13 protein-coding genes and 1 riboswitch are annotated in these 12358 nt (G+C 40.0%); of the genes, 9 read left to right on the top strand and 4 right to left on the bottom strand.

Annotated features, from left to right (window positions below; all coding sequences use genetic code 11):
• Window positions 1–62 precede the first annotated feature (62 nt).
• The 3 genes from HT715_RS02635 (at window position 63) to HT715_RS02625 (ending at window position 3047) form a co-directional block, all read left to right on the top strand.
• Window positions 63–1007: a magnesium transporter CorA family protein gene (locus tag HT715_RS02635; RefSeq protein ID WP_000815623.1), complete on the top strand. Its 945-nt coding sequence runs from the start codon at window positions 63–65 to the stop codon at window positions 1005–1007.
• Window positions 1008–1018: 11 nt separating this feature from the next.
• The gene (locus HT715_RS02630; protein ID WP_000078022.1) at window positions 1019–1702 is read left to right on the top strand and encodes a DUF1129 domain-containing protein; all 684 of its coding nucleotides are present in this window, start codon (window positions 1019–1021) and stop codon (window positions 1700–1702) included.
• 313 nt (window positions 1703–2015) lie between these two features.
• Window positions 2016–3047 carry a S66 peptidase family protein gene (locus HT715_RS02625; protein WP_050207607.1) on the top strand — a complete coding sequence of 344 codons (1032 nt, stop codon included), beginning with the start codon at window positions 2016–2018 and terminating at the stop codon, window positions 3045–3047.
• A 136-nt stretch (window positions 3048–3183) separates the two neighbouring features.
• Here HT715_RS02625 and HT715_RS02620 read toward each other — a convergent pair whose 3' ends face one another.
• Genes HT715_RS02620 through ruvA form a run of 3 tightly spaced genes read right to left on the bottom strand, consistent with a single transcriptional unit; the run spans window position 3184 to window position 5024 of the window.
• Window positions 3184–3861 carry a type II CAAX endopeptidase family protein gene (locus HT715_RS02620; RefSeq protein ID WP_000987416.1) on the bottom strand — a complete coding sequence of 226 codons (678 nt, stop codon included), beginning with the start codon at window positions 3859–3861 and terminating at the stop codon, window positions 3184–3186.
• The gene (locus HT715_RS02615; RefSeq protein ID WP_000166585.1) at window positions 3858–4421 is read right to left on the bottom strand and encodes a DNA-3-methyladenine glycosylase I; all 564 of its coding nucleotides are present in this window, start codon (window positions 4419–4421) and stop codon (window positions 3858–3860) included. Before HT715_RS02615 ends, HT715_RS02620 begins: the two co-directional genes overlap by 4 nt.
• A 9-nt stretch (window positions 4422–4430) precedes the next feature.
• Window positions 4431–5024 (bottom strand): Holliday junction branch migration protein RuvA, encoded by a 594-nt coding sequence (gene ruvA / locus HT715_RS02610; protein ID WP_000271487.1) that lies wholly within the window; start codon window positions 5022–5024, stop codon window positions 4431–4433.
• Between the two features lie 156 nt (window positions 5025–5180).
• Window positions 5181–5295: riboswitch (FMN riboswitch) on the top strand.
• 133 nt (window positions 5296–5428) lie between these two features.
• On the opposite strand from ruvA, the gene ribD reads away from it, so the two are divergent.
• The 4 genes from ribD to ribE (HT715_RS02590) are packed head-to-tail and all read left to right on the top strand — an operon-like array spanning window position 5429 to window position 8842.
• Window positions 5429–6529, top strand: a complete 1101-nt coding sequence (gene ribD, locus HT715_RS02605; protein WP_138701333.1) for a bifunctional diaminohydroxyphosphoribosylaminopyrimidine deaminase/5-amino-6-(5-phosphoribosylamino)uracil reductase RibD — start codon at window positions 5429–5431, stop codon at window positions 6527–6529.
• Complete coding sequence (ribE, locus tag HT715_RS02600; RefSeq protein WP_000493848.1) at window positions 6514–7149, top strand: riboflavin synthase; 636 nt, start codon at window positions 6514–6516, stop codon at window positions 7147–7149. Before ribD ends, ribE (HT715_RS02600) begins: the two co-directional genes overlap by 16 nt.
• Before the next feature lie 19 nt (window positions 7150–7168).
• Complete coding sequence (locus tag HT715_RS02595; RefSeq protein WP_000456639.1) at window positions 7169–8374, top strand: bifunctional 3,4-dihydroxy-2-butanone-4-phosphate synthase/GTP cyclohydrolase II; 1206 nt, start codon at window positions 7169–7171, stop codon at window positions 8372–8374.
• Window positions 8375–8842, top strand: coding sequence for a 6,7-dimethyl-8-ribityllumazine synthase (ribE, locus tag HT715_RS02590; protein ID WP_001099498.1), 468 nt, complete (start codon window positions 8375–8377; stop codon window positions 8840–8842).
• 324 nt (window positions 8843–9166) lie between these two features.
• Here the strand turns inward: ribE (HT715_RS02590) and mutL are convergent, their stop codons facing one another.
• On the bottom strand, window positions 9167–11116 hold the full coding sequence (gene mutL / locus HT715_RS02585) for a DNA mismatch repair endonuclease MutL (protein ID WP_054388104.1): 1950 nt from the start codon (window positions 11114–11116) through the stop codon (window positions 9167–9169).
• Window positions 11117–11321: 205 nt separating this feature from the next.
• Between mutL and HT715_RS02580 the strand changes: the two genes are divergently transcribed.
• Window positions 11322–11762 (top strand): LytTR family DNA-binding domain-containing protein, encoded by a 441-nt coding sequence (locus HT715_RS02580; protein WP_054388105.1) that lies wholly within the window; start codon window positions 11322–11324, stop codon window positions 11760–11762.
• Window positions 11759–12217, top strand: coding sequence for a DUF3021 domain-containing protein (locus tag HT715_RS02575; protein WP_023935566.1), 459 nt, complete (start codon window positions 11759–11761; stop codon window positions 12215–12217). Before HT715_RS02580 ends, HT715_RS02575 begins: the two co-directional genes overlap by 4 nt.
• Window positions 12218–12358 lie beyond the last annotated feature (141 nt).

Genomic DNA, 12358 nt, shown 5'->3' with positions numbered 1-12358 from the left:
CCGATTTTGTAGTATAATAGTACGGTGTGAAAAAATCTGAAAAATGAGAAAGGATAAGGGATATGAAACAAGTTTTTCTCTCTACAACAACTGAATTTAAAGAGATCGATACGCTTGAACCGGGTACTTGGATCAATCTCGTCAATCCGACTCAAAATGAATCACTGGAAATCGCTAACGCCTTCGATATTGATATTGCGGACCTTCGAGCACCGCTCGATGCGGAAGAAATGTCTCGTATTACCATTGAAGACGAGTACACCCTGATTATCGTTGACGTGCCGGTCACAGAGGAAAGAAATAACCGCACCTACTACGTCACCATCCCGCTTGGTATTATCATCACCGAGGAAACCATTATCACTACTTGTTTGGAACCATTACCAGTCCTCGATGTCTTTATCAACCGTCGATTGCGTAATTTCTATACTTTTATGCGTTCGCGTTTTATCTTCCAGATTCTTTATCGCAATGCAGAGCTTTACCTAACAGCCCTTCGTTCGATTGACCGCAAGAGTGAACAAATCGAAAGTCAACTGCATCAATCAACTCGTAATGAAGAATTGATTGAACTCATGGAATTAGAAAAAACCATCGTCTATTTCAAGGCCTCCCTCAAAACAAATGAGCGTGTGATTAAGAAATTGACCAGTTCAACCAGCAATATCAAGAAATACCTTGAGGACGAAGACCTGCTTGAAGACACCCTGATTGAAACCCAACAGGCCATCGAGATGGCAGACATTTATGGAAACGTCTTGCATTCTATGACAGAGACCTTCGCCTCTATCATTTCTAACAACCAGAACAACATCATGAAAACCTTGGCTCTTGTGACCATCGTCATGTCCATCCCAACCATGGTCTTTTCTGCCTACGGGATGAACTTTAAGGATAATGAAATCCCCCTAAACGGAGAGCCAAATGCCTTCTGGTTAATCGTCTTTATCGCCTTTGCTATGAGTGTCTCGCTCACTCTCTATCTCATCCATAAAAAATGGTTCTAAGAGGAGTTCCTATGTCTCAGATTGATCTACAAAAATTAACTAAGAAAAACCAAGAGTTTGTCCACATTGCTACCCAACAATTCATCAAAGATGGGAAAACAGACGCTGAAATCCAGACTATTTTTGAGGAAGTCATTCCCCAAATCCTTGAGGAGCAATCTAAAGGTACAACTGCCCGTTCCCTATACGGCGCACCAACTCATTGGGCTCATAGCTTCACTGTCAAAGAGCAGTACGAAAAAGAGCATCCAAAAGAAAATGATGATCCAAAACTCATGATTATGGACTCAGCTCTTTTCATCACTAGCCTCTTTGCCCTTGTCAGCGCCCTCACAACCTTCTTTGCGGCAGATCAAGCTTTCGGCTATGGATTGATTACTCTTCTATTAGTTGGACTGGTTGGTGGATTTGCCTTCTACTTGATGTACTACTTTGTTTACCAATACTATGGACCAGATATGGATCGCAGTCAACGTCCACCTTTCTGGAAATCTGTACTAGTTATCCTAGCTTCTATGTTCCTTTGGTTGCTTGTCTTCTTTGCAACAAGCTTCCTACCAGCTAGCCTTAACCCAGTACTGGATCCATTGCCACTAGCTATTATTGGAGCAGCCCTCCTAGCCCTTCGCTTCTATCTCAAGAAACGCTTGAATATCCGTAGTGCAAGTGCAGGACCAACACGCTATCAAGAATAAGAAAACGATAAAAGCAACTGCAGGTGCGGTTGCTTTTTCACTTACTTTTTTGATTTTAAAGTATTCTTCTGACATCCACATAGCTCCATCTAATCTTTTGTGATAAAATAGGCTCATACTCAATGAAAATCAAAGAGCAAACTAGGAAGCTAGCTGCAGGTTGCTCAAAGCACAGCTTTGAGGTTGCAAATAAAACTGACGTGGTTTGAAGAGATTTTCGAAGAGTATTAAAAGTATTCTTCTGAAATCCCACATAGCTTTCTCTTATATTTTGTGATAAAATAGGCTCAATCTATTTCTAGGAGGATCAGATATGATTTCTACTATTGGTATTGTTAGTTTATCTAGTGGCATTATCGGAGAGGACTTTGTCAAACACGAAGTAGACTTGGGTATCCAACGTCTCAAGGATCTGGGACTCAATCCTATCTTTTTGCCCCATTCGTTAAAAGGATTAGACTTTATCAAGGACCATCCTGAAGCTCGTGCAGAGGATTTGATTCATGCCTTTTCTGATGATAGCATCGACATGATCCTATGTGCCATCGGTGGAGACGATACCTATCGCTTGCTACCTTATCTTTTTGAAAATGACCAACTCCAAAAGGTTATCAAACAAAAAATTTTTCTTGGCTTCTCGGATACAACCATGAACCACCTCATGTTGCATAAATTAGGAATCAAGACTTTTTATGGTCAATCCTTTTTAGCAGACATTTGTGAATTAGACAAAGAAATGCTAGCCTATAGCCTTCACTACTTTAAAGAATTGATTGAGACGGGAAGAATTTCAGAAATCCGCCCTAGTGACGTTTGGTATGAGGAACGAACTGATTTTAGTCCCACGGCCCTGGGAACACCTCGTGTCAGTCATACAAATACAGGTTTTGACTTGTTGCAAGGAAGTGCCCAGTTCGAGGGGAAAATCCTCGGTGGTTGCCTCGAATCCCTCTACGATATCTTTGACAACTCTCGATACGCAGATAGCACGGAGCTCTGCCAAAAATACAAACTTTTCCCTGACTTGTCAGACTGGGAAGGGAAAATCCTCTTGCTCGAAACAAGCGAAGAAAAGCCTAAGCCAGAAGACTTCAAAAAGATGTTGCTAACTTTAAAGGACACTGGCATATTCGCGGTCATCAATGGACTCTTGGTCGGAAAACCTATGGATGAAACTTTCCATGACGACTATAAAGAGGCACTATTGGATATCATTGACAGCAATATCCCGATTGTCTATAATCTGAATGTCGGCCACGCAACTCCAAGAGCAATTGTACCCTTTGGGGTCCATGCTCATGTAGATGCACAGGAACAAGTCATTCTCTTTGACTATAACAAATAAAGCTGGGAAAAGTTTCTCAGCTTTTTTCTCGGTATCATTACTGGCATTTTCATCACATATTACAGTATATTGAAACTAGAATAGTACACCTCTACTTCTAAAACATTGTTAGAAATCGATTTGTCCTGTTCTCATTTCATTTTACTATACTGATAGCTAAAATGATTAAGGAGAGGCTGTTGCTTAACATGTGAACAAGTAGGGGATAGTAGATATTCTCTTTTTCTTTCACATAAATAATAGAAAAGGCAAGGCCTCCACCTAAGTAACCAACTGCACCAATCCACTCTGATAGAGCCAAACTGTGCATATGAGTCAGAGCAAAAACAAGTCCTACCAGAATAATGCTTAGTAAACCTGGCAACCGTTCCTGCAAGTAATGCAATAAGACCTGACGGAAAAATAATTCTTCTACCAGAGGTCCAATGACACAAGCAAAAACAGCTATCAGTAGTGGTTGTTCTTGAAAGGTACTTTGAATATTAGACTGATTTAGACCTTGTCCATCTAATCCCACAAACTGCTTCAACATCTCTGATACAAATTCAAAGACAACAGTCATCAGAATGAGAAAGAGCCATCCTGTTAAGACGCCAAAGAAGAATTTTCTTTTAGTCTTTCTAATCTCCTTCCATTGTTGGATCAATCTATCCTTGAACAAGAAGGAGCCATATAAAGCTAAAACTACATAAACAAGATAATTTGCAATGACAGATGGCATTAAAGAAGCCAGCAATTTAACGCCATCAAACACAAAGAGGATTGTATAGAGAATCGCAAAAATCAGAATTCCCTTATTTTTGTTAGACATCATTTAAGACCTTTCCACTCACAATCATTCTCGTGGTCATCAACTAGCCCTGCAGCCTGTAGAAAAGACAATACGGCGACTGGGCCTGTGAACTTGAAGTCTCGTTTTTTGAGATCTTTGGCTAATTTCTCAGATAAGGGTGTTTTAGCTGGGGCTTGGCGATAATCAGGAACATCGTTAACGACAGTTTTCCCCTCAACAAAAGACCAAAGATAGGCATCAAAAGAGCCGTACTCTGCCTGTAACTGTAGAAAAGCTTGGGCGTTAGCGCGTGTAGCAAAAATCTTGGCTCTATTTCGAATGATAGCTGGATTCTCCAGCATGGCTTCCAATTCAGTGTCAGTCATCTCTGCGACTGAGTGAATTTGATAGCTATGAAAGGCTTCTCGGAAAGCTTGGCGTTTGTTGAGTACCGTTTCCCAAGACAGGCCTGCCTGATAGGTTTCCATACACAACAACTCAAACAATGCTTGGTCATCATGGAGGGGCTGGCCCCACTCCTCATCATGATAGGCGATGTAGAGCGGGTTGGTCATCTTGACCCACGAACAACGTTTTGTCATTCTCTGCTCCTATTTGACCAACATTTTAAGGGCCGACTTGATATAGTTCTCAGCTGTATCTGTCGTTCCTTCAAAGAATTTCTTGATTTTCTTGAGCTCTGTTGCCTTGTAGCCCAGAGCCAACATGGCTTCCATAGCTTCTTCCAATTCTTGGTTTTCAGCACTTGCTTGCACTGCGACCTTGGCAGGAAGGTCATCTCCTGCAACTACTACCTTGCCTTCCAAGTCCAGCACCATCTGCTGGGCTGTTTTCTTGCCAATTTTAGGGAACTTGGTCAAGTAGGTGATGTTCTTGGTTTCAATGGCTTGAACCAAGCCAGCATTGTCATCAGCAGCGATAATAGCAAGAGCTGATACAGGACCAATCCCAGAGACCGAAATTAGACTAAGAAAGAGCTTTTTCTCATCCTCTGAGCGAAATCCATAAAGCAAATGGGCGTCCTCACGCACAACCTGATGCACATAAATCTGAGCCTCCTGATTAACCTGACCTGAATAGGCATAAGGATTGGCCACATGCAGGATATAACCAATACCATTGGTTTCAAGAACAATGTATTTGGCAGTAATTTTGGTAATGATTCCTTTTAAATATGCGTACATAGTGTTCCTTCTCTCTTATTTCGTTTATCTAGTATATCATATTTTCTTTATCCGAGGAGCGAGAATCGATTATCACAAATACAGTATATCAAAAACAATCGGTATTTATCTGTTGACATATTCAAAATTAAGTACTATAATCATCTGTAATTGAATAACTATCTTCAGGGCAGGGTGCAATTCCCTACCGGTGGTATAGCCCACGAGCCGAAAGGCATGATTTGGTGAAATTCCAAAGCCGACAGTATAGTCTGGATGAAAGAAGATAAAAGTATATTTGTGCTTTTTGCGTGCTCTGAAATGATTACTTGTCATTTCAGAGCATTTTTGTTAATCGCATAAGTTTTCTTTTGTATGCCTTGAGTAGTCCCCTATTCAAGGTATATTTTTTTGGAGGTAGTGAGATGAGCGATTCAAAATATATGAAATTAGCAATAAAACTGGCACAAAAAGGGGCTGGTTACGTCAATCCCAATCCTATGGTTGGCGCAATTATTGTAAAAGATAATCACATTATCGGACAAGGTTATCATGAGTTTTTTGGTGGCCCACATGCTGAGAGAAATGCTCTTAAAAACTGTAGAGAATCCCCTGTCGGAGCGACGCTTTATGTAACACTTGAACCCTGTTGTCACTTCGGGAAAACACCTCCCTGTATAGATGCTATAATCGATAGTGGTATTACAAGAGTAGTCATTGGAAGCCTAGACTGTAATCCTATTGTATCTGGAGAAGGAGTAAAGATACTTGAGGAAAATAATCTTCAAGTTACTGTTGGAATTTTAGAAAATGAGTGTCTTAACTTAATAAAAAGTTTTAGAAAGTATATTACCCAGCATGTACCCTATGTTTTTATGAAATATGCAATGACAATGGATGGAAAAATAGCCACTAAAACAAATCAATCCAAATGGATTACTGAAGAAGAGGCAAGAAAGCATGTGCATCAGTTACGACACCATGTTAGTGCAATTATGGTGGGAGTCAATACTGTTATTCAAGACGATCCTTTGCTGACATGTAGATTGGAGGAAGGGAAAAATCCTATCCGTATCATATGCGATACACATTTACGAACTCCTCTTACCTCTAAAATCGTAAAAACAGCAAATGATATTAAAACTTACATTGCCACTTCCTCTGAAGACAAAAATAAAATGAAGCTATATCAAAATCATGGCTGTGAAATACTTTCCATAAAGAAAAAAGGAAATCATATAGACTTATCGAGTTTAATGCAACATCTAGGAAACATGCAGATTGATAGCCTAGTTCTAGAAGGGGGCAGTCTAATGAATTGGAGTGCTTTGGAACAACAAATTGTTGATGAGCTGAAAATATATATTGCACCAAAAATTTTTGGAGGCAGTGCCAAGTTTCCTGTCGGAGGTGAAGGCATTTCTTTGCCAAATGACGCTATTAGATTGAAACCTTATGCTTTTTCTCAAATAGGAAATGACTATCTCATAGAAAGTGAAGTGATTTATCCATGTTCACAGGAATAATTGAAGAAATCGGAAAAGTTGAAAGAATACAGAAAGACTCTCGTAATTGTAAACTATCAATTAAAGCCTCAAAAATATTAACGGATATCCATTTAGGCGATAGTATAGCAGTAAATGGTATCTGTCTTACAGTTACTCATTTCAATCATCAATCCTTTACAGTTGATGTAATGAATGAAACATGGAGTCGAACAGCTCTTACTCTATTAAAACATGGAAGTGAGGTGAATCTAGAAAGAGCCTTATCTGTCAACGGTCGACTTGGGGGTCACGTCGTTACAGGACACATTGATGGTACAGGAAAAATCTCGTCAATAAAAAAAGATAATAATGCTGTATGGTATCAAATCAACACACAAAAAGAAATTTTAGATTTAATAGTTGAAAAAGGATCTATTACAATTGACGGCATTAGTCTGACTGTCGCTAAAGTCTCCAAAGTAAACTTTTCAGTATCTGTTATCCCTCATACCTTGGAACAAACCATTCTTAAGAGTAAACAAGTCGGGAGTACAGTAAATCTTGAAAATGATATCTTAGGTAAATATGTGCAAAAACTGATGGATAACTCTCCAAAATCAGAAATATCTAAGGAACTATTATATCAAAATGGATTTTAGCAGAAAGGATAATCAGTCAATGGAATATCGAAAAATACAAGAAGCATTAGAAGCATTGCAGAAGGGACGACTTGTTCTTGTTATAGACGACAAGGATAGAGAAAATGAAGGAGACTTAATTTGTTCTGCACAAGCAGCTACAACAGAAAATGTTAATTTTATGGCTACTTATGCCAAAGGATTAATTTGTATGCCTATGAGCGAAAGTTTAGCTAATCAATTAATGCTTTCACCTATGGTTGAAAACAATACAGATAATCATAAGACTGCTTTTACAGTTTCAATTGATTATAAAGAAACGACCACAGGTATTTCTGCCGAGGAAAGAGGACTGACCGCACGTATGTGTGTAGCTGAAGATATAACACCCTCTGATTTTCGCAGGCCAGGACACATGTTTCCTTTAATTGCAAAAAAAGGTGGTGTCCTAGAAAGAAATGGACACACAGAAGCAACTGTTGATTTATTAAAATTAGCTGGACTAAAAGAGTGTGGCCTATGTTGTGAAATAATGAATCATGATGGCAAAATGATGAGAACAGATGATTTAATTCAGTTCTCGAAGAAACACAACATTCCACTAATTACCATCAAAGAATTACAAGAATATAGAAAAGTATATGATCAGCTGGTAGAACGAGTTTCAACTGTCAATATGCCTACTAGATACGGTAATTTCAAAGCAATTAGCTATATAGATAAACTAAATGGGGAACATCATCTTGCTCTTATTATGGGAAACATAGAGGATGAAGCCAATGTATTATGTCGGGTCCACTCCGAATGTTTAACAGGAGATGTTTTAGGCTCTTTACGTTGCGATTGTGGACAGCAATTCGATAAAGCTATGAAAATGATTGTTGAGAATGGTTCGGGTGTCTTACTTTACTTGCGACAGGAGGGACGAGGAATTGGACTTATCAATAAATTAAAAGCCTATCATTTACAAGATCAAGGCATGGATACTCTTGATGCCAATCTTGCATTAGGCTTTGAAGGTGATTTAAGAGAATATCATATTGGAGCACAAATGCTTAAAGATCTGGGACTTCAGTCACTTCATTTACTGACAAATAATCCTGACAAGGTTGAACAGTTAGAAAAATATGGAATTACCATTTCCAGTAGAATATCAATCGAAATAGAAGCCAATCCTTACGATAGTTTTTATTTAGAAACAAAGAAAAATCGAATGGGTCACATTTTAAATATGGAGGAAAAATAAATGAACACTTATGAAGGTAATTTAGTAGCGAACGATATTAAAATCGGTATTGTTGTAGCGAGATTTAATGAATTTATAACTTCAAAATTATTATCTGGAGCACTAGATAATCTCAAAAGAGAGAATGTAAACGAGAAAGATATCGAGGTAGCCTGGGTTCCAGGAGCTTTTGAAATACCTCTGATTGCATCAAAAATGGCAAAAAGTAAAAAATATGATGCAATTATCTGCTTGGGAGCTGTCATTAGAGGGAGTACAAGTCATTATGATTATGTATGTAGTGAGGTATCTAAGGGAATCGCCCAAATCAGTTTAAATAGCGAAATCCCAGTTATGTTTGGTGTGCTAACGACAGATACAATTGAACAAGCCATAGAACGAGCTGGTACTAAAGCAGGAAATAAGGGTTCTGAGTGTGCACAAGGAGCTATTGAAATGGTCAACCTAATTCGTACATTAGACGCATAGAACAGACTCTACTTTTAGACGAATAAAAAAACTTGGCAAAATCGCAATTTAATACTCTGTGAAAATCATAGAGCAAACTAGGAAACCAGTCGCAGAGTGGTAAAACACAACTTCGATGTTACAGACAAAACTGGCAAAATTAGCTCAAAACACTGTTTTGAGATTACTGATAAAACTGACGTCGTTTAAAAAGAGTTTCGAAAAGAATTAGGAAAAAATGAAGTAACTATTTCCATGATAAAACGCATAAAATCAAGGTTTTTGAACACCTGATTTTATGCGTTTTTCTGATTTTGAAAATTTTTCCCAGACTTTTTTATACTTTTAATATTTCCCCAACTCACGGAGACTGGTGTGATTTTCCTGAATACGTCGGAACATCTTTTCCATATCCGACTTGGTAAAATGCACCAAGACAGGACGTCCGTGAGGACAGTTATAGGGATTGTCACATTGAGAAAGCTGATAGAGGAGTTGTCTAGCTGAATGATCATCAATACGATGATTGGCCTTGATAGATCGCTTGCAAGACATCATGATAGCCAGCTCTGCTCGGTATTTCTTGATAGAAACTTCCTTGGTCAAAAGGAGCATGTCGCACATCTCATAGATGCCTGATTCAATCTCTTCTTCTGCCATCCAAATAGGATGTTCACGTAGAATAAATTGATTTTCTCCGTACTCTGCTAGAAAGACGCCCACTTCCTCTAAGAGAGGCATTCTTTCCTTGAGACGCAGGGCATCATCCGCAGGAAATTCAAAGATATAGGGCACTAGGAGTTGCTGCTGGCTCTGGTCAACATTGCCAATGCTTTCACGGTACTCCTCGTACTTGACCCGTTCCTGAGCAGCGTGCTGATCTATGATGTAAAGTCCATCTCGCCCTTGGGCAAAGAGATAAGTCCCGTGCATTTGTCCGAAAAACTCCAACTCTGGGAAGCTGGATGCTTCTTCTCGCTCCAGTTTGTCATAAGCCTTATCGATGCTAGCAAGATCTAACTCTGGATGGTCTAGCTGGTCGTAGTTAGCAGGTTTTCTCTCTGCAAAATGCAGTTTTGCTGGCTTGGTCAATCGGTCCAAGGTTTCCTTGGCAAACAGGGTCAAATCCTGCCCTTCATCAGTCAATTCTACCTGATAATCAGCCACCTCAGCTTGACTAGGTATTGTCGGCTCAGTTTTCTCATAGTAGAGCGTATTTTCTTTGAGTGGGAGAATAGTTTGCTCCACCTTCTCACGATTACGCACGGTCGATTTGGCAAGATTTTCCAAGGCATCTGGAATCAAGGTTTGTTCCTTGAGACTATTTGCAATAGCTTCTGAGACCAACGTCATCAGTTCTTTTTCCTTGGAAATCCGCACCTCTTGCTTGGTTGGATGCACATTGACATCCGCTAGATAAGGGTCGATATGGATGTGAATGACAGCCAGTGGAAAACGTCCAACCATAAGCTTGCTTCCGAAACCATCCAAAATAGCACGATTGAGCAGGAAGTTCTTGATATAACGACCATTGATGAAGAGGCTGATATAATTGCGGTTAGCCCGAGTCAACTCAGGCAAGGACACAAAACCTGAAATTTCGAAATCTAGGTCAGAGTTCTCAATTTCAATCATCTTCTTGGCACTGACCAAACCGTAAATCCCTGCGATTGCTTGGCGCAATTGACCAGTCCCTGCTGTCCGCGTCATTTCCTTGCCATCACTGATCAAACTAAAAGAAATCTCAGGATGGGCCAAACCCAGACGGTTGACAATATCAATGATATGAGACAGCTCCGCTTGCTGACTCTTCATATACTTGAGGCGGGCAGGCGTGTTGAAGAAGAGATCCTCTACACAAACCTTGGTTCCCACAGGACTAGTCGCTGGGATGACTTCCTCAACTTCACCCCCACGCGCGACTAACTTGGTTCCGTGACTTGCGCCCTCAACTGCTGTCAAAAGAGTTAAAACGCTGACGGATGCGATAGAAGGCAGAGCTTCACCACGAAAACCAAGCGTCCGAATCCGAAAAAGATCTGCTTGATTTTTTATCTTACTGGTCGCATGGCGACGCAGGGCTAATTCTACTTCATCGTGGGCAATTCCATGACCATTATCTGTGATTTGGATTTTCTTGAGACCAGCTTCCTCAATCTCAATGATAATCTGACTAGAGCCCGCGTCAATGGCATTTTCTACCAACTCTTTGACCACACTGGCAGGACGTTCAATGACCTCCCCAGCTGCAATCTGGTTTGCCAACACCTCTGGTAATTCAATAATATGAGACATCTTTCAGCCCCTTTCCGTATCTATTTTCCTAGAAATTGATAGTGCTATTATACCATATTTCAGAAAGGACAGAAAAGCAAGCGCCACATAGGAGCCAAATTCCTCCACATAGACAAAGGCCCTTGCCATAGGCTGTAAAATAGTGTTTAATAAAGGTGTACAAGAAGTGATCACAATTTTGTATAAAAAACAAGGAGAGAAATTTATGAAAGTAGAACTACAGATTAGTGAAACTTACGAAGAGGAAAAGCTGATTGTTCAAGCACCTCAGCCGACAGATAAAGTCCAGAAAGTCATCGATTTCGCAGAAAATCTGGACCAAAGAGAAAAAATCAAAGGGAAAATCGATGATCAGGTCTATCTAGTTGAGATTGGCAAGATTCAGCGCTTCTATATCGAGAATCGAAAGGTTCTAGCAGAAACCGCGAGTCAGACCTACACCATTGACTTACGACTCTATCAGGTCCTTGAAATTCTGCCAACCAATTTTATCCAAATTTCCCAATCAGAAATCATCAATATCGATTTCATCTCTCATCTCAAGCTCACCCCCAACGGCCTAGTAGAAATTTTCTTGAAAAACGAAAGCTTCACCTACTCTTCACGCCGTTATCTAAAAACCATCAAGGAGAAATTAGAACTATGAAAAAACAAATCTTTCACGACGCAGCCGCCGGTGTTCTTATCGGCCTCATCCTCTCTATCATCTTTTCACTCATTTATGCACCAAATACCTACGCACCGCTCAATCCCTACTCTCTCATCGGCCAAGTGATGACTCAACATCAGGTTCACGGTGCCCTGGTCTTGCTCTACTGTACTCTTATCTGGGCAGCCATCGGTATTCTCTTCAACTTTGGTAAACGATTATTCAGCCGTGACTGGAGCATGCTTCGTGCGACGCTTTCCCATTTCTTCCTCATGCTGGCTGGCTTTATCCCACTGGCAACTCTGGCAGGTTGGTTCCCTTTCCACTGGTTCTTCTATCTCCAGCTCATTATCGAGTTTGCGATTGTCTATCTCATCATCTGGGCTATTCTCTATAAAAGAGAGGCTAAAAAAGTGGATCACATCAATCAACTCTTGAAGCATAAAAAGTAAGAACCTCATAATAAGCAAAGCCGAGAAAGAAACTTCTCGGTTTTTCTTTATCCTGCTGCACCTTATACTCAATGAAAATCAAAGAGCAAACTAGGAAGCTAGCCGCAGGTTGCTCAAAACATTGTTTTGAGGTTGTGGATA

The sequence above is a fragment of the Streptococcus sp. 4155 genome, assembly GCF_013276695.1.
Classification (GTDB): domain Bacteria; phylum Bacillota; class Bacilli; order Lactobacillales; family Streptococcaceae; genus Streptococcus; species Streptococcus pseudopneumoniae.
The sequence above is the reverse complement of the archived record's forward strand: the minus strand, read 5'-3'. Positions and strand labels throughout refer to the sequence as shown.

Coding starts and splice junctions, on each gene's coding strand:
- HT715_RS02635 (WP_000815623.1), top strand. CDS start 63: ATGAAACAAGTTTTTCTCTCTACAACAACTGAATTTAAAGAGATCGAT.
- HT715_RS02630 (WP_000078022.1), top strand. CDS start 1,019: ATGTCTCAGATTGATCTACAAAAATTAACTAAGAAAAACCAAGAGTTT.
- HT715_RS02625 (WP_050207607.1), top strand. CDS start 2,016: ATGATTTCTACTATTGGTATTGTTAGTTTATCTAGTGGCATTATCGGA.
- HT715_RS02620 (WP_000987416.1), bottom strand. CDS start 3,861: ATGATGTCTAACAAAAATAAGGGAATTCTGATTTTTGCGATTCTCTAT.
- HT715_RS02615 (WP_000166585.1), bottom strand. CDS start 4,421: ATGACAAAACGTTGTTCGTGGGTCAAGATGACCAACCCGCTCTACATC.
- ruvA (WP_000271487.1), bottom strand. CDS start 5,024: ATGTACGCATATTTAAAAGGAATCATTACCAAAATTACTGCCAAATAC.
- ribD (WP_138701333.1), top strand. CDS start 5,429: ATGAGCGATTCAAAATATATGAAATTAGCAATAAAACTGGCACAAAAA.
- ribE (WP_000493848.1), top strand. CDS start 6,514: ATGTTCACAGGAATAATTGAAGAAATCGGAAAAGTTGAAAGAATACAG.
- HT715_RS02595 (WP_000456639.1), top strand. CDS start 7,169: ATGGAATATCGAAAAATACAAGAAGCATTAGAAGCATTGCAGAAGGGA.
- ribE (WP_001099498.1), top strand. CDS start 8,375: ATGAACACTTATGAAGGTAATTTAGTAGCGAACGATATTAAAATCGGT.
- mutL (WP_054388104.1), bottom strand. CDS start 11,116: ATGTCTCATATTATTGAATTACCAGAGGTGTTGGCAAACCAGATTGCA.
- HT715_RS02580 (WP_054388105.1), top strand. CDS start 11,322: ATGAAAGTAGAACTACAGATTAGTGAAACTTACGAAGAGGAAAAGCTG.
- HT715_RS02575 (WP_023935566.1), top strand. CDS start 11,759: ATGAAAAAACAAATCTTTCACGACGCAGCCGCCGGTGTTCTTATCGGC.